The sequence below is a fragment of the Pseudogracilibacillus sp. SO30301A genome (assembly GCF_037072025.1).
GTDB lineage: Bacteria > Bacillota > Bacilli > Bacillales > Amphibacillaceae > Pseudogracilibacillus.
In genome coordinates, this window is the sequence record NZ_JAXHDD010000009.1 from 37,713 (window position 1) to 61,191 (window position 23,479).

General features: G+C 36.1%; 19 protein-coding genes and 1 pseudogene. 16 read left to right on the plus strand and 4 right to left on the minus strand.

Going from position 1 to position 23,479, the window contains the following annotated elements; translation table 11 throughout:
* Nucleotides 1-423 precede the first annotated feature (423 nt).
* The 3 genes from SPD89_RS06820 to SPD89_RS06830 all read left to right on the plus strand — a co-directional run bounded on the left by SPD89_RS06820 (nt 424) and on the right by SPD89_RS06830 (nt 2,812).
* Entirely contained in the window at nt 424-1,593 is a 1,170-nt protein-coding gene (locus SPD89_RS06820; RefSeq protein ID WP_336261209.1) for a M24 family metallopeptidase, read from the plus strand.
* A 584-nt stretch (nt 1,594-2,177) separates the two neighbouring features.
* Complete coding sequence (locus tag SPD89_RS06825; protein ID WP_336261210.1) at nt 2,178-2,423, plus strand: DUF5327 family protein; 246 nt, start codon at nt 2,178-2,180, stop codon at nt 2,421-2,423.
* A gap of 20 nt (nt 2,424-2,443) precedes the next feature.
* Entirely contained in the window at nt 2,444-2,812 is a 369-nt protein-coding gene (locus SPD89_RS06830; protein ID WP_336261271.1) for a DUF423 domain-containing protein, read from the plus strand.
* Here the strand turns inward: SPD89_RS06830 and SPD89_RS06835 are convergent.
* Nucleotides 2,807-3,070: a hypothetical protein gene (locus tag SPD89_RS06835; RefSeq protein ID WP_336261211.1), complete on the minus strand. Its 264-nt coding sequence runs from the start codon at nt 3,068-3,070 to the stop codon at nt 2,807-2,809. The two genes, SPD89_RS06830 and SPD89_RS06835, sit on opposite strands and share 6 nt — an antisense overlap.
* Before the next feature lie 113 nt (nt 3,071-3,183).
* Nucleotides 3,184-3,933, minus strand: coding sequence for a hydrogen peroxide-dependent heme synthase (hemQ, locus tag SPD89_RS06840; protein ID WP_336261212.1), 750 nt, complete (start codon nt 3,931-3,933; stop codon nt 3,184-3,186).
* Nucleotides 3,934-4,136: 203 nt separating this feature from the next.
* On the opposite strand from hemQ, the gene pta reads away from it, so the two are divergent.
* Nucleotides 4,137-5,111, plus strand: a complete 975-nt coding sequence (gene pta, locus SPD89_RS06845; protein ID WP_336261213.1) for a phosphate acetyltransferase — start codon at nt 4,137-4,139, stop codon at nt 5,109-5,111.
* Nucleotides 5,112-5,812: 701 nt separating this feature from the next.
* Here pta and SPD89_RS06850 read toward each other — a convergent pair.
* On the minus strand, nt 5,813-6,649 hold the full coding sequence (locus SPD89_RS06850) for a lipoate--protein ligase family protein (RefSeq protein ID WP_336261214.1): 837 nt from the start codon (nt 6,647-6,649) through the stop codon (nt 5,813-5,815).
* 90 nt (nt 6,650-6,739) lie between these two features.
* Between SPD89_RS06850 and SPD89_RS06855 the strand changes: the two genes are divergently transcribed.
* Together SPD89_RS06855 and SPD89_RS06860 are read left to right on the plus strand one after the other, a co-directional pair.
* Nucleotides 6,740-8,026 carry an HD domain-containing protein gene (locus tag SPD89_RS06855; protein ID WP_336261215.1) on the plus strand — a complete coding sequence of 429 codons (1,287 nt, stop codon included), beginning with the start codon at nt 6,740-6,742 and terminating at the stop codon, nt 8,024-8,026.
* 58 nt (nt 8,027-8,084) lie between these two features.
* On the plus strand, nt 8,085-8,594 hold the full coding sequence (locus SPD89_RS06860; RefSeq protein ID WP_336261216.1) for a YwhD family protein: 510 nt from the start codon (nt 8,085-8,087) through the stop codon (nt 8,592-8,594).
* Between the two features lie 362 nt (nt 8,595-8,956).
* On the opposite strand, the gene SPD89_RS06865 is transcribed toward SPD89_RS06860, so the two are convergent.
* Complete coding sequence (locus tag SPD89_RS06865; RefSeq protein WP_336261217.1) at nt 8,957-10,969, minus strand: transglycosylase domain-containing protein; 2,013 nt, start codon at nt 10,967-10,969, stop codon at nt 8,957-8,959.
* Between the two features lie 165 nt (nt 10,970-11,134).
* Between SPD89_RS06865 and SPD89_RS06870 the strand changes: the two genes are divergently transcribed.
* The 10 genes and pseudogenes from SPD89_RS06870 to rpoE all read left to right on the plus strand — a co-directional run bounded on the left by SPD89_RS06870 (nt 11,135) and on the right by rpoE (nt 23,443).
* Nucleotides 11,135-11,575, plus strand: a complete 441-nt coding sequence (locus SPD89_RS06870) for a DUF1934 domain-containing protein (protein WP_336261218.1) — start codon at nt 11,135-11,137, stop codon at nt 11,573-11,575.
* Nucleotides 11,572-13,242 (plus strand): arginine--tRNA ligase, encoded by a 1,671-nt coding sequence (gene argS / locus SPD89_RS06875; RefSeq protein ID WP_336261219.1) that lies wholly within the window; start codon nt 11,572-11,574, stop codon nt 13,240-13,242. The genes SPD89_RS06870 and argS overlap by 4 nt, the downstream gene beginning before the upstream one ends.
* Nucleotides 13,243-13,695: 453 nt before the next feature.
* The gene (locus SPD89_RS06880; RefSeq protein ID WP_336261220.1) at nt 13,696-15,804 is read left to right on the plus strand and encodes a (Fe-S)-binding protein; all 2,109 of its coding nucleotides are present in this window, start codon (nt 13,696-13,698) and stop codon (nt 15,802-15,804) included.
* A 336-nt stretch (nt 15,805-16,140) separates the two neighbouring features.
* On the plus strand, nt 16,141-17,328 hold the full coding sequence (locus SPD89_RS06885) for an acetyl-CoA C-acetyltransferase (RefSeq protein ID WP_336261221.1): 1,188 nt from the start codon (nt 16,141-16,143) through the stop codon (nt 17,326-17,328).
* 13 nt (nt 17,329-17,341) lie between these two features.
* On the plus strand, nt 17,342-18,193 hold the full coding sequence (locus SPD89_RS06890; protein ID WP_336261222.1) for a 3-hydroxybutyryl-CoA dehydrogenase: 852 nt from the start codon (nt 17,342-17,344) through the stop codon (nt 18,191-18,193).
* Between the two features lie 505 nt (nt 18,194-18,698).
* Complete coding sequence (locus tag SPD89_RS06895; RefSeq protein WP_336261223.1) at nt 18,699-19,835, plus strand: acyl-CoA dehydrogenase; 1,137 nt, start codon at nt 18,699-18,701, stop codon at nt 19,833-19,835.
* A gap of 16 nt (nt 19,836-19,851) precedes the next feature.
* On the plus strand, nt 19,852-20,991 hold the full coding sequence (locus SPD89_RS06900; protein ID WP_336261224.1) for an acyl-CoA dehydrogenase: 1,140 nt from the start codon (nt 19,852-19,854) through the stop codon (nt 20,989-20,991).
* Nucleotides 20,992-21,026: 35 nt separating this feature from the next.
* Nucleotides 21,027-21,647, plus strand: a complete 621-nt coding sequence (locus SPD89_RS06905; RefSeq protein ID WP_336261225.1) for a TetR/AcrR family transcriptional regulator — start codon at nt 21,027-21,029, stop codon at nt 21,645-21,647.
* 288 nt (nt 21,648-21,935) lie between these two features.
* Nucleotides 21,936-22,579, plus strand: a pseudogene (locus SPD89_RS06910) (methylmalonyl-CoA mutase family protein); the annotation flags it as partial.
* A 444-nt stretch (nt 22,580-23,023) separates the two neighbouring features.
* Nucleotides 23,024-23,443: a DNA-directed RNA polymerase subunit delta gene (gene rpoE, locus SPD89_RS06915; RefSeq protein WP_336261226.1), complete on the plus strand. Its 420-nt coding sequence runs from the start codon at nt 23,024-23,026 to the stop codon at nt 23,441-23,443.
* The last annotated feature ends 36 nt before the right edge of the window (nt 23,444-23,479 follow it).

Genomic DNA, 23,479 nt, shown 5'->3' on the forward strand with positions numbered 1-23,479 from the left:
AGAAGTCGAGTCGATTCCCAAGACGTCGAGTCGATTTCGAAGATGTCGAGTCGATTCCCAAGAAGTCGAGTCGATTCCCAAGAAGTCGAGTCGATTTCGAAGATGTCGAGTCGATTCCCAAGACGTCGAGTCGATTTCGAAGACGTCGAGTCGATTCCCAAGAAGTCGAGTCGATTTCGAAGATGTCGAGTCGATTCCCAAGAAGTCGAGTCGATTCCCAAGAAGTCGAGTCGAACTCAAACATGTCGAGTCATTTCCCAAGAAGTCGAGTCGATTCGCAATATATGAGTCGCCCCCAGACTTGAGTTGATACATAGATAACATGTAGACTCTTATGTCGCAGTTTATGGATTTTGTGGTAAAGCGACTAGTTATTATCGATATTAATTAACTCATAAAAAACAGTAAGAAAGGTAGGATATTATGTTAACTTTTACGAAAGCGGAGTACAAATCAAGATTAACCAAAACAAAAGAAAGCATGGAACAACAAGGGATTGATGTTTTGTTAGTAACTGATCCCGCAAACATGAACTATTTAACAGGATTTGACGCTTGGTCATTTTATGTACACCAATTATTAATCGTCATCGCCGAAGAAGAAGAACCGATTTGGATAGGTCGGGGAATTGACGCTAGTGCTGCAGAAATTACTACTTGGTTAGATAGTAAAAATATCCTTTCATATTCAGATGACCATGTACAATCAACTGTAAAACATCCAATGGACTTTGTTGCTAATATAATAGAAGAGAAAGGTTTATCTAATAAAACCATTGCTGCTGAATATGATGCTTACTATTTTACAGCTAAAAATTATATTCAATTAACCAAGCAACTTCCAAATGCAAAATTTGTCGATGGTACAAGTCTAATAAATTGGATTCGTATTATTAAATCTGATAAAGAAATTGAACTCATAAAACGTGCAGCAACGATTGTAACAGAAACAATGTATAAAGGAATTGAAAGAATAAATGCAGGTGTCAGAGAATGCGATGTCGTAGCAGATATTTTACATACTCAGATTTCCGGTACAGAAGAATTTGGCGGAGATTATACGTCGATTGTTCCACTGCTTCCATCTGGCGAGAAAACATCTGCCTGTCATTTAACTTGGACAGATGAGAAATATAAGAAAGGGGAGCCTGTTATTTTAGAATTAGCCGGATGTCATAAACGCTACCATTCTCCCCTAGCACGAACTCTAGTAATCGGAAAACCAACGTCTGAAATGGAAGAATTAGCAGATGTTGCAATCGAAGGAATCGAAGAAGCACTTGCCGCTGTCAAGCCTGGTGCGACATGTGAAGAAGTAGAATTAGCTTGGAGAAAATCAATCGAAAAAAGAGGATTCGAAAAAGAGTCAAGAATAGGCTACTCTACTGGACTTAATTATCCACCCGATTGGGGAGAGCATACTGCAAGTTTAAGATCTGGAGATAAAACTGTTTTACAACCAAATATGGTTTTCCATATGATTCCCGGAATTTGGCTAGATACGTACGGTATTGAAATCAGTGAGACTTTCAGAGTAACTGATAGTGGAGTAGAAGTGCTCGCTAATGTAGATCGCAAGCTCTTTATAAAATAAAATGTCGTAATCAATCAGAAAGAGTTTAATATAAGTGCGTGTTCAAAAAGGACCAATAAGTTCGAGGCGGCGCAGTTCCCGTCAGCGGAATGTATGCATTTAGATACATGAGCGGCGGAGAAACAAGCATTCGTGCGAAATTCGCAGTGTCATTTTTACCGGACTTTTTGAACATCCTCTATAAACGAATTATTCGAAAGATTTCGCAAGTTATTAAACATATAGCGAAATCTTTCTATTTTTGTTATAATACATTTTTTAACAAAAACTATTGATAAAATATTTAGTCAATTGTATAATGTGAGAAAGAGTCAGTTGAAGAAAGGGGTCTGTCGTGTGGTTGGTTGGATGGAGATGTATGAGATGACTAAGAAGAAACTCGACAGGGAACTGAAACAACAAGAAATTGAATTTTTGAAATGGGTGTATGAAAAGCATAAAGAAGAAGAGATAGAAGAAGAAATAAAATACTAAAGATATAAGGTCTTATCTTAATTCAGATAAGGCTATTTTCTGTGTGGTTTTAGTTTTACGCAGTTTTAAACAATGTTATACTAAAACTAGCATGGTGAGGTGTAATTTGGATGAAAATATCAAGTGAAACAGTAATCAAGAAAATAGAAGAAGAAATTGGTAAAATTAAAAAGGCCGAAAATAATGATCAAATAATTAACCATATTTCCAAAATAAAATTACTAAGTGAATTAATTTTAGAAGAAAGTAACAAAGAAACATGTAAAAAAGAATTAATATTGAAAACGCAAATTTCAAATGAATCTCCCACAAATACTATAAATGATTTAGATGGGGATTCAATTTTTGACTTTTAGCATATGAGAGGAAATGAATGATGAAGGTTTTGTTTATAATTGGAGCAATTAATGGATTTTTAGCAGTAGCTTTAGGAGCATTTGGAGCTCATGGATTGGAAGGCAAAATTTCTGAAAATGCGCTAAAGACATGGGAAAAAGCGGTAAATTATCAAATGTTTCATACGGTTAGTATTCTATTGACTGGAATTTTATTATTAAAGACACAATCAAGCACGCTTTTATGGGCTGGCTGGATGTTTGTGGTAGGAATTTTATTATTCTCAGGAAGTTTATACTTATACTCCACTAGTGGGGTCCGGACTTTAGCAATGATTACGCCATTTGGCGGGGTTGCTTTTTTAATTGGTTGGATTTTATTAGGATATGGGTTAATCAAGGTATTATAAACCTTTCACATATAAGATAAATAAGAATGTGATTAAAAAAAATAATATTACACCTCGTGCTAGCTGCTTCAGACCTTCAAATTTTTGAAATGATATATTGAGCAGTAAAGCATCACAAATGATGCTAATAGCTATAAGTAAAATTGAAAATAGCACTAATAAAAAGGAAAGTTTAAGAATAGCAATGAATCCAATTAATATTGCTAGACCAAGAGTAATCACACTAACGATATTATATCTTTCTCGCTGTTGATACATATTTTCACCTTCTGTTGAAGATCTCATTTCTGTAATTATATGATATGTCTAGCAATGATATGAGTAGGTGAATAGGAGATATAAAAAAGAGAATTTGAGTTATCAAATTCTCTTTATACTTCTAGGTATTTTGGTAATTCTTCTTTTGTAATTTTTGTTCCCACAAAAAACTCTCCAAATTCTCCGTAACGGGAACTAACTTCGTCAAAACGCATTTCATAGACAATTTTTTTTAGTTCAATAACGTCATGTGCAAATAACGTTACACCCCATTCCCAATCATCAAAACCGATTGAACCTGTAACAACTTGTTGTACTTTTCCGGCATATTGTCTACCTGTTTTACTATGTTCGTACAATAATTTTGCTCGGACATCTTTTTCTAATGTATACCAATTATCGTTTGCTTCACGTCTGCGATTCATAGGATAAAACGACATATAGTCCCATTTAGGGAGTGTCGGATAAAGTCGTCCTTGAATGTATGGAGAATTTAGAAGATCCTCTCCAGGCTTTTCTGGCTGATAACGGGAAATTTCAACTACTGACACATAAGAATGTGCAGGGATTAAATATTCAGCGAACTTGGATTTATTTAGCTCAGTTTCAATTTCGTTTAATTCTTCCATCGTAGGTCTTAAAAACATAAAGATAAAATCTGCTTTTTGACCAACGACTTTATAAAAAGCATGACTTCCTTTTTTATCATCTTCAACTTTTTCCCATTTCGATAAAAGTTCCGTGAACTCCTTAATTGCTTCTTGTCTTTCCTCTTCTTGAGCATATTTCCAAGAAGTCCAATCGATAGTACGTAAATCATGTAAACTATACCAACCATCAAAGGTTTCAACTGCTTGTACCATAATATCTTCCTCCAGTATGAATAGAGTATTGTAGACAACCCTACTATACCACACTTGAAGCAAGAAATTCGACATTTGAAAAATTGTCATAAAGATTTCTTGAATTACTTCCTATAACGTTGATATAATTGAACTTGTCTAATAATTCAATATATAAGTAAAATGAATCGTTAGGGTAAAAGAAAAAGGTGGGGGATACTACAGTGAGTGATTTATTTCGCGGTTTAAAAGAAAGTTTACAAAAAAAAGCATTAAAAAACATTGTTTTTCCTGAAGCAACGGATGAAAGAATTATTACTGCAGCATGCAGATTGGCAAATGAAAATTTAGTTAGACCTATTTTGATCGGAAATGTAAATAAAGTAAATCAGTTAGCGGAATCGCTTGATGTAAATATTGCTGGTTGTGAAGTAATTAATCCAACTGATTATGGAAAATGGAATGAGATGGTCGATGCCTTCCTCGAGCGGAGAAATGGACGAGTACAAAGAGAAGAAGCGGAACATGTGTTAAAGGACGAGAATTACTTTGGCACAATGTTAGTTCAAATGGAAGAAGCAGACGGATTAGTTAGTGGTGCAGTTCATTCTACATCAGATACTGTGCGTCCCGCTTTACAGATTATCAAAACAAAAGAGGGTATTAATAAAACATCAGGTGTTTTTGTCATGGTACGAAATGATGAAAAATATATTTTTGCTGATTGTGCGATTAATATCGCTCCAACGAGTGAAGATTTAGCTGAGATCGCTGTTGAGAGCGCTAGGACGTCTAAACTGTTTGATGTTGAACCACGAGTAGCAATGTTAAGTTTCTCAACAAAAGGATCAGCTAAATCCGAAGAAACAGAAAGAGTAATTGAAGCAGTTAAATTTGCAAAAGAGAAACAACCTTCCTTAATTATTGATGGAGAGTTTCAATTTGATACAGCATTTGTTCCAAGTGTTGCGGCTAAAAAGGCTCCTGATTCTGAAATTAAAGGAGATGCGACAGTATTTGTTTTTCCGAGCTTGGAAGCTGGTAATATCGGGTATAAAATAACAGAGCGACTCGGTGGATTTGAAGCGGTCGGTCCCATTTTACAAGGTTTAAATAAACCGGTAAATGATCTCTCAAGAGGATGTAGCACGGAGGATGTCTATAAATTGGCATTAATTACAGCAGCGCAGGCGGAATAAATAGTGTGGAGTTTCAGGGCAAAAAGGTTTGTGCATAGAAAAATTCAGAACTATGATTTAAATTTCTTTCGACTGATTTTGTAAGCTTGATTACTAATTTTCATAAACTGTCCAATGACTTAAGTTGATAATTTATCGGTTAACCTAGATGCTGCCCCGTTGATTTTCGCCTTCGGGCAGTGGCACATCCTTAGTGCATGCTTCAGCCTTCGCTGCACAGGACGTGCTAGCTGCCGGCGTTGGTCACAAATCTTTATGGTGGGACGAAAACGTAGCTACAGTCCCAGGACGTGACCGCTTTTAGCTTCTAGGAGTCGACTGTCCTCCGGCTCTAATCAACTATTGTGACAGTATCAAGCTGCGTAGATGTTACCTTCACCATTACAGCGAAGGAAATACACGGAGACTCCTGTGGGAGGAAAGGCCTCGGTGAGACTACGCAGGAGCGTAGCGACGAGGAGGCTCATCAGCCGCCCACGGAAAGCGGAGTGTATTTCCGTAGCGGTATTTTACTTTGCAACTTGTCTACATTTTCGCAGCGAAAATCAACGAAGCTGTTACTAGTATTTATATTTTCACTACTGCACAGTATACTTCAATTGTGAATTACAATCCCTTGTTGATGTAGCACATTCTAGAGGTTTATCTGTAAACGTCTGCTTTTGAGATGGAATATTTTAGGTAAATCAAATTCATTTATTCTATAAAATTTTGTCATTCCGTTTATGCATTTGTTCTAGGCGTTTTTTAAAAATTTCCTTTTCTTCAGGGATTAGTTCACTGGCTGGATGATCCCCTGTTTCAAGCTGGTGTTGTATTTTTTCGATAAGCCCTTTAACAGTAAAGTCAATTTGTAACAATTCACTGATTGATCCCATTACGTTTGGGTTAACTTCGGGATATTCATATTTCGTCTTTTTTTCTTGCTTGCTTACTTCATAAAATTTTTTAACGATGCTAGCACGCTCAAAACTGCTTCCTTCCACATCAATATAAATCTGAACCGCTACACCATTTCTAACTCGCCGTTGTGAAATGCCGGCAAATTTTATCCCATTAATACTTAAATCATAATCTCCAGGACAATAAGAGCCTTTAATTTCATAGGCTTTTATTTCATTTGTATATTCCTTGAAAAGATAGGTAACCAATTGAAACATAATATGATAACCTTCATGTATAGAGATTTGCTTATTACTTGGTAAGATAAGTGAAATATTAAGAACATCTTTATCGATTAATACAGCGAGCCCTCCCGAGTTACGAATAATTACATTATAATGTAAGCTCCTTAAATATCTTACCCCATCTTCAATACAAGGCAATCTTGAATCGGGGATACCAAGAACAATGGTACGATCGTGAACCCATGTGCGGATGGTCGGAGCTACTAATTTATTTCCTACAGTAGTTGCAATTGCATCGTCAATAGCAAAAGATGCTAGCGCATTATTTGGCTCATTAAATATTGTTCTCTTAGGTGAATGATCTAAAAATCGAATCGTTGAATGTTTAATAATTTCAAAAATATTTTTCACAGTTAGACTCCTTGTTTTTACGATGTTTAAACGTGCACGAAACTATTATATAATAGAATCTAATAGTATGAAAAGAAACGGGTGATCAAGATGTATAAAAATAAACAATTGGATGAAGTTAAAGTTTTTAAAGATCCCGTTCATCGATATGTACGTGTTAGTGATCAAGTAATATGGGACCTAATTGCCACTCCTGAATTTCAGCGGCTTAGAAGAATAAAGCAATTAGGGACTACATATTTGACATTTCACGGTGCAGAACATAGTCGGTTTAACCACTCTTTAGGCGTATATGAAATTGTTAGAAGAATGATTAATAAAATGGAGTCACATGAAGGGTGGAATAAAGAAGAACGGTTAGTTAGTTTATGTGCAGCATTACTCCATGATTTAGGTCATGGTCCATTTTCACATTCCTTTGAAAAAGTGTTTTCCCTAGATCATGAACATTTTACAAAGAAAATTATTTTGGAAGATACGAATGTACATGCAGTATTGAGTCGGGTTGAGCCGGACTTTCCTATAAAAGTTGCGCAAATTATTGATAAATCGTATGTTGATAAATTGGTGGTTAGTATGATTTCGAGTCAAATTGACGCAGACCGAATGGATTATCTATTGAGGGATGCATATTATACCGGAGTTAGTTATGGTCAATTCGATATGGAGAGAATCTTAAGGGTAATGCGTCCAACTGAAGATCAAGTTGTCATTAAATCAACGGGAATGCATGCTGTAGAAGATTATATAATGTCCCGTTATCAAATGTATTGGCAAGTCTACTTTCATCCTGTAACACGTAGTGCCGAAGTGATCTTGACGAAAATTTTTCATCGGGTGAAACATCTTTACGAAAAAGGATATCAGTTCAAGATGAATCCAACTCCACTCCTTTCTTTTTTTAGAGGAGAAGTAAAAATAAATGATTATTTACAGTTGGACGAATCTGTAATTAATTATTACTTTCAGCAGTGGCAGCATGAAGATGATGAAGTACTTCGAGATCTTAGTTCCCGGTTTGTCAATCGGATTTTATTTAAATATATAGAATTTAAACCGGAGAAACATATGGATAAATATGAAACGTTACAAAACCTCTTTCGTGAAGCAGGAATTGACCCAGATTATTATTTAGTTATCGATTCTTCTTCAGATTTACCGTATGATGTCTACCGTGCGGGAGAAGAGCGGATTCCAATTTATTTACAAATGCCATCTGGAGAAGAAAAAGAATTATCAACACACTCTGTTATTGTGGAAGCAATAACTGGAAAAACTAGAGAAGATCATAAAATTTATTTTCCAATTGAAAAAATCAAGATGATACAAGATACTAAACGTAAAGATGAGATAATTGAGCTGTTATATTATCGTTAAATATTGATTATGATACAATGTGAATAAAATACGATTAAAAAGGAGGAGCCTTGACATTATGGAAAATAATAAAAAACCGAAACAACAATTCACAATAATTAAGGATGATTCAACAGATGGACATGGCGGATACGGGATGGGCTCTATTTCTTTAGAAAATATGTCATCTGTCATTGTTGATCCGGTGGAAAATAAAGCCTATGTCGATATGGATGCAATGCATGCTAGAAGTGATATTGAACGCCGTGTTCGCTACTATTCTGATCGAAACGAGGTGCCAGACGGTCGTTTATATTGGATAGTCTGGGTCACTGTTGAGAATGGAGAAAAGGGTCCATATTATTCCGGAGTTGCTGCAAGTGAACTTCGTGTGGATCGTCCAAATAAAAAGGCATATAAATCGATGGCAGAACATGTAACCCATATGGAAAAGTCACTAAAAGGAAAAGTAGTTGTCGAGCATATGGATGAACATTCCCGAACGCTATTAGGTGATTTTCTAAAAAGTTTTGATAACAATATGTGGGAAAATTCAAGTGAAGAATTAAAAAATAACTTTGAAAAGTGAACAGATTGTGACAAATAATTAGTCTCAATGTAAATTCTTGTACTTTAGCTTTATACTTTGTAAGATAGAGATACATGGGCTACAAAGAATTGCTAGGACACTAAAGAAACCGACTCAAAGACGAGTCGGTTTCTTTATTTTGCCAGCTTGTTAGCTAAGCAAGAGGCATCAATCGTTACAATCATGCCAATCGTAAAATAGTTGCGGTTTACATATTTTTTCATGTTCATTAAAAGAATGTAAAAAGCGTCTCATTAAAATTTCTCTCCTTCTTTTTTTAGATTAGAAATTTTGGTCATGCGAGAATGTCTAAAGTTATCATCGAAATGGCATAATGTTTTGTTATCATTCCATAACGGCAATTAACTGAAAAGGTCGAAAAGCCGTTTAAGGAGTCCATCTTCCTTTTCTTGGTTTTGTGGTTGCTCATTCTTAGGAAGATGTGTCGAGCAATAATGGGTAGGTTCTGTTCCTTTTTCGAAATAGGATGTTCTTCTTGTCTCACAATCATTCGTTGCTAACATACCGGTTTCAGGGTCGATCACTCTTTCGACAATGCCCTCAGGAACATTAAAATTATAATCTTTATCCAAAGAATGAGCGGCCTCCATTGTTTCTGCCCATATGTTTTTAGCGACAGATTTTTCACTAGCAAGTTGTATCGGTTGATTGTCGTCATAACCCGTCCAAACGCCAGTTACAACGGATGGGCTAAATCCAATCATCCAGCTGTCTGAATCGGTCGTTCCAGACTTGCCTGCGTAAGGATGATTGATTTTATCGATAATAGAAGAACCTGTTACTTCCATATATCCATTTAATCTTCTGTCAAACATTCCTTGCATTAAATGAGTTAAGATAAAAGCTTTTTTTTGATCGAGAATTTGTTTCTTAGCTGGATCTTCTTTTTCATAGATAATTTTTCCTTTATGGTTTTCAATTTTTTTAATTGTATATCCGTTAACTTCTTCGCCCCCATTTGCGATTCTCCCATATGCTTGTACCATTTCCAAAAGAGTAATTGAGGCGCTTCCGAGTGCAAGGGATGGAACAGCTGGTAAGTCACTTTTAATTCCAAATTTTTTTGTAGTTTCAGCTACGATATCTGGGCTTAGAAAAAGGTTTGTTTTAACGGCATAAATATTGTCGGATAAAGCGATAGCTTGAGCTAAAGAAATCGGTTTGTTAGCGTAATATCCGTTATAATTACTAGGTTTATATACATTTCCTTCATCCATTACAAACGCAGTTGGCTCACTTAAAAGCATTGTCGTTGCTGTATACCCATTTTCGAGTGCAGCGTAGTATAAAAAAGGCTTAAAGGTAGATCCGACCATCCTTTTAGCGTCTGTAGCACGATTGAAAGGGCTTTCCTGGTAGTCTTTACCGCCTACTAAACTAATAATCGCACCATCGTGAGGATCCATAGAAATTGCAGCTATTTCGAATTCACTTTTTGAATCGAGATGAGCTGCGACTTTTTTCTCAAGTTCTTTTTGTAAATGTTGATCCAATGTTGTATAAATTCGGTAGCCACTTGTTAAAATTGTTTCCTCTTTTCCATTTAAAATTTGTCTTGCTTCCTTTAACACGACGTCTTCAAAGAAAGGCGCTAACGTATCGTTTGTGATATTTGGCTTATCGAATTGGAACTCTTCTTTTTTTGCGTTATAGTAAGCCGCTTGTGTAATGATATTTTCTTGTAATAGCAAATTTAATATAAATTCTTGTCGCTTAAAGGCATTTTCTCTATTGTTAAATGGTGAATAATATGTCGGACCTTTAGGGACTCCGGCAAGCATGGCAGCTTCTGCAAGTGTTAAATCTTTAGCACTTTTCTCAAAATAAACATGACTTGCAGCTTCAATTCCGTAAGCTCCATGGCCATAATAAATTGAATTCAAATACCCTTTAAGTATTTCGTCCTTCGAATAAAACATCTCCAGACGAATGGTGTAAAACGCTTCTTTTATTTTTCTAATCCACGTTTTTTCATGAGTGAGATACAAATTTCGGGCATATTGCTGTGTGATGGTGCTGGCGCCTTCTTTTAATCTAGAAGAGCGGATGTTTTTAACGATAGCACGCATGATCCCTTTATAATCAAAACCATGATGTTCATAGAAGTTTTTGTCCTCGGCCTGAACAGTTGCTTCGATTAGTAAAGGTGATATGTCATCCAAACTTAATTGTTTGTGATAGCTGTTCGTATTTTCAATTTCTTTATCATTTTGATCGTATAACACGGTAACATACTCATTGGATAAATCTGGAGGTCCAAGAATATAACTTGCGGTTAGAATGGATCCAATTGTCAATACAATAAAAATTCCTGTATAAAAAGTTAATTTACTAAGTGACTTGATAACCTTCATAATTGCCAGCCTCATTTTTGTTCAGTTATGTACATTATGGTAAAAATTTATTAAAAATAAACGGATTCCTGTTAATTTTGTTATTTTGGTTCTTTTTGTGTGAATGGAAAAACAGTGTATTTATCGCTATAATAAATGGATACAATACAATTTTAAGGAGCGCCAATGAAACTTGTAAAAAAAGACATCGCAGTCGAACTTCGAACTGTCATCGATGACCGAGGAGAAAAAGAACTATCGATTATCAAGCAGATAGGAAATTACGTAAAGAAAGAAAATATTGAAGTGATATCATTTATAGAAAAAACAAACGAATTTGGTGACGTAGAAAACCTTATCACGATTCGACCGAATAAAATCAATATAAAACGTTCAGGGAAAGTATCGATGAATCAACAATTTATTAAGGGGAAGGAGACGGAATGTCTTTATCGTCACCCATATGGTTCATTTCTTTTAGAAATTATGACAAAATCAATTACACACCAATCATTAGCAGATGACCGAGAAGGAAAAGTAATTATACAATATGATGTTAAAGTGAATAAAGAAGAAAGTAGGTATCATCATTTAACACTTACCTACATGGAGGCGAAATTAAGATGAATGCGTTAGTTAAAGTGGAGGAAACACTTAAAAAAGAAATTATAACAGCTATTGAAAAAGCTGACTTGGCCAAGGAAGAAGAAATTCCAACTATTCAATTAGAGAAACCGAAAGAAAAAGTGCATGGAGATTTTGCTGCGAATATTGCGATGCAGTTAGCGAGAATTGCTAAAATGGCTCCAAGGCAGATTGCGGAAAAAATAGTAGATCATATTGATAAGGAAAAGGCAAATGTTAAAAAAGTTGAAATAGCGGGGCCGGGATTTATTAATTTTTTTATGAAACAAGATTTTTTAAGCACTATTATTTCTACTATTTTAGACCAACAAGAAAACTATGGACGAACAGATGCGGGAAAAAATAAACGTGTACAAGTCGAATTTGTTTCAGTTAATCCGACAGGGGATTTGCATTTAGGGCATGCACGTGGAGCTGCATTTGGTGATGTACTATGTAATGTGTTTGACACAGCTGGTTATGACGTAGAACGTGAATATTATATTAATGATGCTGGTAACCAGATAGATCAACTTGCAATCTCAATAGAGGCAAGGTATTTAGAGGCACTTGGTAAAGAAAGTACAATGCCTGATGATGGATATTATGGTGAAGATATAATAAAAATTGGCAAACAGCTTGCTAAAGAATATAAGGATTCTTGGTTCAAAAAAGAGCGAGATGAGAGACTAGCATTTTTCCGAGATTACGGACTCAAATTTGAGTTAGGGAAAATAAAAGAAGATATGGATGCATTTGGCGTCCAGTTTGACAACTGGTTTTCGGAAATGTCTCTTTATAAAAATAACAAGATCGCAGAGACGTTACAACAACTGGAGGAGAAAGGATACACGTATGAAAAAGATGGAGCAATTTGGTTTAAGTCAACAGCTTTTGGTGATGACAAAGATCGTGTCCTCATTAAGCAAGATGGAAGCTACACATATTTAACGCCAGATATTGCGTATCATAAGGATAAATTGGAACGCGGATTTGATAAAATCATTAATGTATGGGGGGCAGATCACCACGGGTATATCCCTAGAATGAGTGCTGCGATTCAAGCACTTGGTTATCCGAAAGAGAAAATGAGTGTGAGTATCATCCAGATGGTAAACGTTTTGGAAGATGGGGAAATTGTTCGCATGAGTAAACGTACAGGAAAAGCAGTCGCTCTAAGAGAATTGATGGAGGAGGTTGGAGTGGATGCGGTTCGTTATTTCTTTACGATGCGCTCAAATGACTCAAAACTTGATTTTGACCTTGATTTAGCCCGTTCTGAATCAAATGAGAATCCTGTTTACTACGTTCAATATGCGCATGCTCGGATTTGTACAATGTTACAACAAGCAGAAGAAAAAGGTTTTAAATTGGAGGCTGATTTTGATTCGACATTGCTTACTTCAGAAAAAGAAACAGCGTTATTAAAACAATTGGCAGAGTTTCCTCAAATGATTGCTGATGCCGCCAAGAGGGAAGCTCCAAACCGGGTAACTCAGTATGTTTACGACTTGGCTTCGCATTTACACAGTTTTTATAATGCAGAAAAAGTGATAAATGAAGAAAATGAAGCCTTGACCAATGCTCGAATTGCGTTGATGAAAGCAGTACAGATTACGATTGCAAATGCGTTGAAAATTCTTGGAGTAACTGCTCCTGAGAAGATGTAGAGCATATTTATTTTTTGAAAAAGATTCCTTAAAGTGTGTGCAAAAAGGAGGATAAAAAGGATCAAGAAGTTCGAGGCGGCGCAGTTTCGAGCAAAGGAATGTATACATTTAGATACATGGGTAGCGGAGAAACAAGCATTCGTGCGAAATTCGTAGTGTCATTTTTACCGGACTTTTTGAACATCCTTTTAAATATGAAACAAAGAATCCGCAATATCTTTTAAACTTATTTTGAAATGATTGAGCGGATTCTTACTCTATTGTTAATAGAAGTTTTGGACAAATCTACCAGTAATATCTACGACGAAATAGATTTAACTAATAAATAGTAACAAATAAAGTTGACTGAATGATCATTCATGTTTTATGATAGAGTTAGTCACACTTTATTAAGGGGGAAGAAAATGAAGTGTAAACGTTAACAAATAATGATAAATAAGAGGAGGAGCGCGGGTGGATACGTTTTTACTCATTAATTGGATCGCTTTTATTGCGGTTACAGCATATGGTATTTTTCTATTTGCGAAAGTGGTTGCAACAAGGATAGCATTTATTAAGCTTGGTAAAAAATCCGAATTTGATCTTGCATTAAAAGAGCGTTTGCGTGATGTTTGGCATATTGTATTTGGCCAATCCAAGTTACTGAAGGATAAAAAATCGGGTATTATTCATGTCATGATGTTTTATGGCTTTATTCTTGTCCAGTTTGGTGCTATAGATATGTTTGTTAAAGGGCTTTCACCAGGAAGTCATTTGCCATTTGGATCGCTTTATCCAGGATTCACTTTTTTTCAAGAGCTAGTAACATTAACGATTTTAGTTGCAGTTATTTGGGCTTTTTATCGTCGTTATATAGAAAAACTAGTTCGCCTTAAAAGAGGATTTTATGCTGGTCTTGTTCTTATTTTTATTGGAACATTGATGGTCTCTGTTTTATTTGGAAATGGTATGTTACAAATTTGGCAGGGTGAACCTGCGACATGGACAGAGCCTGTTGCTAGTTTAATAGCGCTTGCTTTAGGCTGGCTATCTCCAACTGCTGCAATGGTTTTATTTTATGTGGCATGGTGGGTTCATACGATTACGATCTTAGCCTTTTTAGTTTATATTCCGCAGTCGAAACATGCTCATTTAATTGCTGCGCCGGTAAACGTATTTTTAAGTAAACGTGTTCCGGGTAAATTAAAAACGATTAGTTTTGACCTTGACGAGGAATCAGATGAAGAAGATATTTCCTTTGGCGTCGGAAAAGTAGAAGATTTCGATCAGCTTCAAATGCTTGATTTTTATGCGTGTGTTGAATGCGGACGCTGTACAAGCGTTTGTCCGGCTGCAAATACCGGAAAAATGTTATCACCGATGGATATCATGATAAAATTGCGTGATCATTTGAATGAAAAGGGTGCAGCTGTTACAGGGAAGGCCCCTTGGGTTCCGGCGTATGCTTTTGGAAGTAATGGACCAAATAAATATGCAAAGATGGGTCGCGATGAAGCTACTGCAGAAATAAGTCAAATTAGTATGATCGGGGATGTCATTACTGAAGAAGAGTTAGCAGGTTGTACAACGTGTCGAAATTGTGAAGATGCCTGTCCAGTGATGAATGAACATGTCGGCCAGATTATTGACATGCGTAGATATCTTGTGATGACGGAAGGAAAAATGGATTCAGAAATCCAACGAGCAGTCATGAATATTGAGCGTCAAGGAAATCCGTGGGGGTTATCTAAAAAAGACCGGATTAAATGGCGTGAGTTGGATGAAGATGTCTATATTCCAACAGTGAAAGAACTTAAAAAAGAAAAGAAAGATTTTGAATATTTATTTTGGGTTAGTTCGATGGGAGCTTACGACAGTCGAAGCCAGAAGATCGCAATTGCATTTGCAAAGTTAATGAATAAAGCAGGTATAAGTTTTGCAATTTTAGGAAATAAAGAAGCGAATTCTGGAGATACTGCACGTCGAATAGGAAATGAATTTTTATTTCAAGAAATTGCAGAGAAGAACATTAAAGAATTTGAGAAAAATGGTGTGACGAAAATCGTTACAATTGATCCCCATGCTTATAATATATTTAAAAATGAATATCCTGATTTTGGCTTTAAAGCAGAAGTCATCCATCATACACAAATGTTATATGATTTAGTAATGGACGGAAAATTAGATCCAAAGGGAAGAATTGAGCATCGATTAACGTACCATGATTCTTGTTATTTAGGAAGGTATAATGGCGTATATGACCCACCAAGAGAAATTTTAAAAGCAATTCCTGGAATCGAATTAGTTGAAATGGTTCGAACTCGGGATAATGGAATGTGTTGTGGTGCAGGTGGCGGACTTATGTGGACAGAAGAAACAACTGGCAACAGAATCAATGTTGCCCGTACGGAACAAGCATTGGAAGTTAACCCTACAATGATCTCAAGTGCCTGTCCATTCTGTCTAACGATGTTAAGCGATGGAACAAAGGCAAAAGATGTTGAACAAGATATTGGAACGATGGACGTTGCCGAAATCTTAGCATTATCTGTGTTTACTAAAGAAACAGTAAAAACTGCATAATTAATGGAAAAGGGAGTCCTTGTGACTCCCTTTATTTTAAAATAATTCACGTAACGTTTTTCTCCTTATTATACTCAACTTTTGCACCAATAAAGTGAGTGCTAAAAGATACTCGGATTAATATCTTAAATCATTAACTTTAAAATGTTGAGTAGTATTCAAACATACTCAAACTACCATAAAATATGGTCTAAGTTCACAAGATATACTTCCGTACTTAAAACGAATATATTTGTACTTTTTTGATTGAGCGTTCGCTCGACAAAAGAAAGCGATGTCATGTATAATGTAATTAACAAATTTTTCAAGTGACATTTTGTAAAGGAGATGTTCCAGTTGCGAAAAACAGTAATTGTATCGGGTGCGAGAACTCCATTTGGTCGATTTGGAGGTGGCTTAAAATCACTTACTGCCTCAGAGTTAGGTGGAAAAGCGATCCAAGCGGCAATTGAAAAGGCTGACATTGACGTTGGGTCTGTTGATGAAGTAATTATGGGAAATGTTCTTCAAGGTGGTCAGGGACAAATCCCTTCTAGACAGGCAGCAAAAGAAGCGGGGATTCCATGGAGTGTTAAAACAGAAACGATCAATAAAGTTTGTGCTTCGGGTCTTCGAAGCCTTACATTAGCCAACCAGTTAATCCGGTTAGGTGATGAAGAAATTATTGTTGCTGGTGGAATGGAAAGCATGAGCAATGCCCCGTATATTTTGTCAGATGCTCGTTGGGGGTACCGGATGGGCGATAAAAAGGTAGTCGATACAATGGTTCATGACGGATTAACATGCTCCTTCCGTGGTGTACATATGGGAACATACGGAAATAGTACAGCGGAAGCTTTTGAACTAACTCGTGAAGTTCAAGATGAATGGGCTTATCGCAGTCACAATCGAGCAATAAAAGCGATGGAAGAAGGGAAGTTTTCTGAAGAAATTGTTCCAGTAGAAGTGCCACAGAGAAGAGGGGAACCAATTATTGTTGCAGAAGATGAGGCACCTAGGAAAGATACGACAATTGAAAAATTAGTAGGACTAAAGCCCGCTTTTGATAAAGGTGGTACAATTACAGCGGGAAATGCTCCCGGGGTCAATGATGGAGCCTGTGCCTTTGTTGTGATGTCTGATAGTAAAGCTAAAGAACTAGGTAAGAGACCATTAGCAACTATCCTTGCTCAAGCTGAAGTAGCAGTAGAGGCAGAAAACTTTCCGCAAACACCAGGACTTGTTATTAATAAATTACTAGATAAAGTGGGAAAGACAAAAGATGAAATTGATTTGTTTGAAATTAATGAAGCATTTGCAGCGGTCGCTTTAGCGAGTACAAAGATTGCAGGTTTAGACCCTAACAAAATAAACGTAAACGGTGGAGCAGTGGCTCTTGGACACCCGATTGGTGCAAGTGGAGCACGAATTGTTTTGACCTTAGTACATGAATTGATACGACGTGGTGGTGGCTTGGGAGTTGCCGCAATTTGTAGTGGAGGCGGACAAGGAGACGCTATATTAATAGAGGTACCAAAACAGTAAGGGGGCAAATTTCGTGGAGGTTAAAAAAATTGTTGTCATTGGTGCAGGTCAAATGGGTTCAGGGATTGCACAAGTATGTGCTCAATCAGGATATGACGTCTTATTACAGGATATTAATCAAGATGCCGTTGATCAAGGGATCAATTCCATTCATGCATTATTAACTAGAGCTGTAGAGAAAGGGCGAATAACAGACGTTGAAAAAGATGGTACATTAAGCCGTTTAAACACTTCAACAGACTTAGGGGATGTACATGAGGCTGATTTAGTTATTGAAGCCGTAATTGAAAATCTTGATGTGAAAAAAGAATTGTTTCAACAATTAGATAACATTGTTCCGGCGCATACGATATTAGCAACAAATACTTCATCTTTGCCTATTACAGAAATTGCTGCTGTCACAAATAGACCCGAAAAAGTTATCGGGATGCATTTTATGAATCCTGTTCCGATAATGAAATTGGTTGAAATTATCCGAGCGCTTCAGACGGATGATGAAACGTATGAAAAGATCGAACATGTTACAAAAGAGTTGAATAAAACCTCTGTGACAGTGAATGATTTTCCGGGGTTTGTAGCAAATCGAATTTTAATGCCAATGATTAACGAGGCGATTTATACCGTTTATGAAGGAATAGCTACCGTCGAAGATGTGGATACAGTAATGAAGTTAGGGATGAATCATCCGATGGGTCCTTTAACGCTTGCAGACTTTATCGGGCTTGATACTTGTTTGTATATTATGGAAGTGTTGTATGAAGGGTTTGGAGATAGTAAGTACAGACCTTGTCCGCTTTTACGTCAATATGTACAAGCAGGCTGGTACGGGAAAAAATCAGGTCGAGGCTTTTACACGTACGCTTAAGGTTTTGTACAATATCCATAAACTGTGACATAAAAGTCTACTTGTTATGTTATGTATCAACTCCATATCCAGTGGGGCAACTCATATATTGTGAAATGACTCGACATCTTTGAAATCGACTCGACATCTTGGAAAATGACTCGACATCTTTGAAATCGACTCGACATCTTTGAAATCGACTCGACATCTTGGAAAATGACTCGACATCTTTGAAATCGACTCGACGTCTTGGAAAATGACTCGACATCTTTGGAATCGACTCGACGTCTTGGAAAATGACTCGACATCTTTGGAATCGACTCGACATCTTTGGAATCGACTCGACATCTTGGAAAATGACTCGACATCTTGGAAATCGACTCGACGTCTTGGAGATCGAGTCATTCTTTCCTAGTGATAATTAAATCGTTATGTCGCAGTATCCTTCAACTACGACAAAAAAGAAATTAAAATCTACGTAAAGAACGAATAGAATATAATCCATCTAGAAAGTGAGGATATGCTTATGGATATCCATTTAACAGATGAACAAAAAATGATCCAGAATTTAGTACGAGAATTTGCAGAAAAAGAAATCAAGCCACAAATTGAGCAAATGGAAAAAGGTATTTTTCCATCTGAGATCATTAGAAAGATGGGCGAATTAGGGTTAATGGGTATTCCAATCCCCGAAAAATATGGGGGTAGCGGAATGGATTTCACATCGTATATTATAGCGATTCATGAGATTTCTAAAGTAAGTGCAACTATAGGTGTAGTCTTATCGGTTCATACCTCGGTAGGTACAAATCCTATACTTTACTTTGGAAACGATGAACAGAAACAACGTTATTTACCTAAATTGGCATCAGGGCAATATTTGGGAGCATTTGCATTAACGGAACCGCAAGCAGGATCTGATGCAGCAAATATAAAACTACGGGCTAGAGAACAAGATGGCGACTATATACTTAATGGTTCAAAAATGTTCATAACAAACGGAAAAGAAGCAGATACGTTTATTACTTTTGCAAGAACTAGTGAAACAACTGGTTCAAAAGGGATTAGTGCATTTATTGTCGAGAAAACGAATCCCGGACTGCAAATCGGAAAAAGTGAAAAGAAAATGGGATTACATGGTTCCAGTACGGTTTCGTTAAATTTTGATCAATGTAAAGTAAGAAAAGACCAACTGCTTGGGAAAGAAGGAGAAGGCTATAAAATTGCGATGGCCAATTTAAATATAGGCAGAATAGGTATTGCAGCACAAGCTTTAGGAATTGCCGAAGGAGCTTTAGGACACGCTATTTTATATGCAAAAGATCGTGAACAGTTTGGAAAACCGATCTCACACAATCAAGGGATTGCTTTTAAATTAGCTGATATGGCAACAGAAGTTGAAGCTGCAAAACTATTAGTGTATCAAGCCGCCTATTTGATCCAGCAAAATCGGCCTTGTGCAAAAGAAGTTTCCATGGCTAAACTCTTTGCTGCCCAAACAGCAAGGAAGATTGCGATAGAGGCTGTACAGATTTTCGGAGGATATGGTTATACAGAAGATTATCCAGTAGAACGATATTTTAGGGATGCAAAGGTAACTGAAATTTACGAAGGAACGAATGAGATACAACGAATCGTAGTTACAAAAAATTTACTTAAATAACAGGGGGATTTTAAAAATGTTTTTTCAATTAACGGATGAACAAAAAATGTTGCAAAAGATGGTGCGAGACTTTTCCTTAAATGAGGTAGAGCCAACTGCTGCAGAAAGAGACGAGGAAGAACGTTTTGATCGAGAAATATTCGATAAGATGGCAGAGCTTGGTTTAACAGGAATTCCATGGCCGGAGGAATATGGTGGAATTGGATCTGATTTTGTAAGTTATTGTATAGCCGTTGAGGAATTGTCACGTGTATGTGCTTCTACCGGAGTGACATTATCTGCCCACGTATCGCTTGCGAGTTGGCCTATATATAAATATGGTAACGAAGAACAAAAGTTAACATACTTAAAAAGATTAGCGGAAGGTTCTGCACTTGGAGCATATGCTTTGTCTGAACCAGGAGCTGGAAGTGATGTAGCGTCAATGAAAATGACAGCAGTTAAAGAAGGCGACGATTATATTTTAAATGGAAGTAAAGTGTGGATTACCAATGGCGGTGTCGCTGATATTTATGTCGTTTTTGCAAAAACAAATCATGATGCAGGTCACCGTGGAATTAGTGCCTTTATCGTAGAAAAGGGAACAGAAGGTTTTACATTTGGGAAAAAAGAAAAAAAACTTGGAATCCGTTCTTCTCCAACGACAGAATTAATTTTTGAAAATTGTCGTATTCCTAAAGCTAATCTTTTAGGAGATGAAGGGGAAGGATTTAAAATAGCGATGACGACGCTTGACGGGGGAAGAAGTGGGATTGCTGCTCAGGCAGTTGGTATTTCGCAAGGTGCTTTAGACGCTGCTATTGAATACGCTAAAGAACGTGAACAATTTGGAAAACCAATTGCCCATAATCAAGGAATTTCTTTTAAGTTGGCCGATATGGCTACAGAAACAGAAGCTGCCAGACTATTAACATATAAAGCTGCTTGGTTAGAAAGTGAAGGATTGGATTACGGAAATATCTCGGCGATGGCTAAGTTATTTGCTGGTGATGCTGCAATGCGCCATACAGTGGAAGCGGTTCAAATTTTCGGTGGGTACGGATACACGAAAGATTATCCGGTAGAACGATATATGCGTGATGCTAAAATTACACAAATTTATGAAGGAACAAATGAAATTCAAAGACTTGTTATTGGGCGATCTGTTACGAAATAAATGAACAAAAGACAATGGGGAGGAGGGAAACAATTATGTGTTCAGATACCATTTTATCTTCAATAAAAGATTCAACACTAGTAGAAAAACGCAGAAGCCAGATTATTGCTGGAGCCTTAACTTTATTTAAAGATAAAGGTTTCCATCGAACAACGACTAGAGAAATAGCGAAAGAATCTGGCTTTAGTATCGGAACTTTATATGAATATATTAGAACAAAAGAGGACGTATTATTTTTAGTTTATGAAGCGATTAATGACCATGTATATAAACATCTTGAGAAAGTAATTGGTTCTAAGGAACCGTCGATACAAAATTTAATTTATATTATTGATTCGTATTATCGTCTAATGGATGAAATGCAGGATGAAGTTATTATTCTATATCAAGAAGTAAAGTCACTACAGACGAATGTAAAAGGTATTGTGTTAAAGAAAGAGCGAGAAATGGTCATTATGCTTAAAGAAGCAATTATGACTTGTGTATCTGGCACATTGGTAGAAGAAGAAATAGAACTTATTGCAAATAATATTTTTGTTCAAGGACATATGTGGGGATTTAGACGCTGGATGTTGCACCGGAAATTTACAATCGATATGTATATTGAGATGCAGACTAATTTTGTATTACAGTCTTTAGGAATAAAAGATTATTAGTTTCTAGGATTGGCTTTGTGAGTCAAGATAAAGAGGGGGTATAATTCAACAATAAGTGAAGGTGCAGTCCCCTTCAAATTGCAACTGCAATTAGTGGGGGTTAACCTTCACGGTCTTGATTTTGATGTATTCTTTAATTACGGATATAGGTGCTCCCCGGAAGTTAAAATTAAATAACTCCTACTCCAATTTTTGATGACAAGTTGATTAAACAAACAGTTGATCAAAACGTTTAATCAATACTTAACGAAGCTAAACAAAGAAGAGCAGAAGCTGCTTGATTCATGAGATAATATGAAGCAAAAGTATAATGGAGATATATTTATATTTTTGGTAAGAATAAAGAATTAACTATCGATATTACAACCACTTCTTTGTCCGGTCTAAAAATACCTAAAGTTGTTTTCCCCCCACTACTCCGATTGGGGAGATTGCTTAACATGGCTAATGAAAGAGAATGTACCCGGTGAATTCCCATATACGGATGGTGTATTTCCTTTTAAACGAGAAGGTGAAGATCCTACGAGATAATTTGCGGGTGAAGGTACTCCAGAACGAACAAATCGAAGGTTTCATTATTTATCTAGAAGAAAAGGCTATCTACAGTTTTTGACTCCGTAACTTTATATGGAGAAGCCCCTTCCTATGAGCCGGATGTTTATGGAAAAGTTGGGGAAAGTGGAGTAAATGTATGTACATTGGATGTTATGAAAAAATTGTACGATGGATTTGATTTAACGGATCCACAGACTTCTGTTTCGCAGATATTTTAAAAGAAGATCAAGAGCAAAACACTGTATAATCTCAACAGAATTTACACTAAGAATGATGGGCGATATTCAACAGTATTTATTGATTATCAAGTGCGAAATAATTATTCAATTTCTATTTCGGGCTACCATATTGCGGATGCTGGCGCAAATCCAATTACAAATACAGAATCTTAAAAATTTTCACGTAGATAATAAAGGAGTGAAAAATTAAGCAATCGAAAAGCTAAAAAAAGTTACTAATTAAAATGGAAATATATTTGCTGAATTAATGGATACCGTAAAAGTTGTAAGCCTTGGTCAAATTAGTGAGGTTTTATATGAAGTGGGCAGACAATATAGAAGGAATATGTATTGTCAAATGTTAAATTAAATATCGGCGTATTCGTAGCCGATATTTATTTTTTTATAGAAAAATACAACTAATTTCTTGACTAAATTTCTGAAATAGCTATCATATTTTCATGACACTTGATTATAATCTAAAGAATAGTTTATACTACAAAATTATTAGTGTTAATAACTATTTAACAGTAAGAATATTGATAACTTTCTTACTGTATAGGTGCAACTTATTTTTATTATTATTAAAGGATGTGCATAGAAGTGGGCTTAGAAAAGTATAGTGATGATAAAATTCAAAAAATGTCTATGATTGAACTTGCAAATATTATTTTAGCGGATGAGAAAAAAGAGTTGAATTTTCTAGATCTCTTTGCAAAAGTTGCCGAATATAAAAGTTTTACCCAAGAACAGCAAGATGATTTGCTGGCTCGCTTTTATACAGATCTGAATGTTGATGGTCGTTTTACTACATTAGGATCAAATATATGGGGCTTAAAAAGATGGTACCCGGTTGATCAAACAAGTGAAAAATCGTTAGCGGAATCAAGGAAGAGAGATCTGGAAGAAGAAGAGTTAGAAATTGAACTGCTCGATGAAGAACTAGTGGATGAAGAAGTTGATGAAGAGGAACAACTATATGAAGAATATGATGATTTAGAATATGAAAATTATGATGAATAATTTATTCCCTAAGCTGGTAAACTGAATTTTAGTGAA

Excerpts from the sequence above, each read along its gene's own strand:
- SPD89_RS06820 (WP_336261209.1), top strand. The coding sequence starts at position 424 with ATGTTAACTTTTACGAAAGCGGAGTACAAATCAAGATTAACCAAAACA.
- SPD89_RS06855 (WP_336261215.1), top strand. The coding sequence starts at position 6,740 with ATGTATAAAAATAAACAATTGGATGAAGTTAAAGTTTTTAAAGATCCC.
- SPD89_RS06870 (WP_336261218.1), top strand. The coding sequence starts at position 11,135 with ATGAAACTTGTAAAAAAAGACATCGCAGTCGAACTTCGAACTGTCATC.
- SPD89_RS06895 (WP_336261223.1), top strand. The coding sequence starts at position 18,699 with ATGGATATCCATTTAACAGATGAACAAAAAATGATCCAGAATTTAGTA.
- SPD89_RS06835 (WP_336261211.1), bottom strand. The coding sequence starts at position 3,070 with ATGTATCAACAGCGAGAAAGATATAATATCGTTAGTGTGATTACTCTT.
- SPD89_RS06825 (WP_336261210.1), top strand. The coding sequence starts at position 2,178 with ATGAAAATATCAAGTGAAACAGTAATCAAGAAAATAGAAGAAGAAATT.
- SPD89_RS06865 (WP_336261217.1), bottom strand. The coding sequence starts at position 10,969 with ATGAAGGTTATCAAGTCACTTAGTAAATTAACTTTTTATACAGGAATT.
- SPD89_RS06900 (WP_336261224.1), top strand. The coding sequence starts at position 19,852 with ATGTTTTTTCAATTAACGGATGAACAAAAAATGTTGCAAAAGATGGTG.
- SPD89_RS06830 (WP_336261271.1), top strand. The coding sequence starts at position 2,444 with ATGAAGGTTTTGTTTATAATTGGAGCAATTAATGGATTTTTAGCAGTA.
- argS (WP_336261219.1), top strand. The coding sequence starts at position 11,572 with ATGAATGCGTTAGTTAAAGTGGAGGAAACACTTAAAAAAGAAATTATA.
- SPD89_RS06860 (WP_336261216.1), top strand. The coding sequence starts at position 8,085 with ATGGAAAATAATAAAAAACCGAAACAACAATTCACAATAATTAAGGAT.
- hemQ (WP_336261212.1), bottom strand. The coding sequence starts at position 3,933 with ATGGTACAAGCAGTTGAAACCTTTGATGGTTGGTATAGTTTACATGAT.
- SPD89_RS06905 (WP_336261225.1), top strand. The coding sequence starts at position 21,027 with ATGTGTTCAGATACCATTTTATCTTCAATAAAAGATTCAACACTAGTA.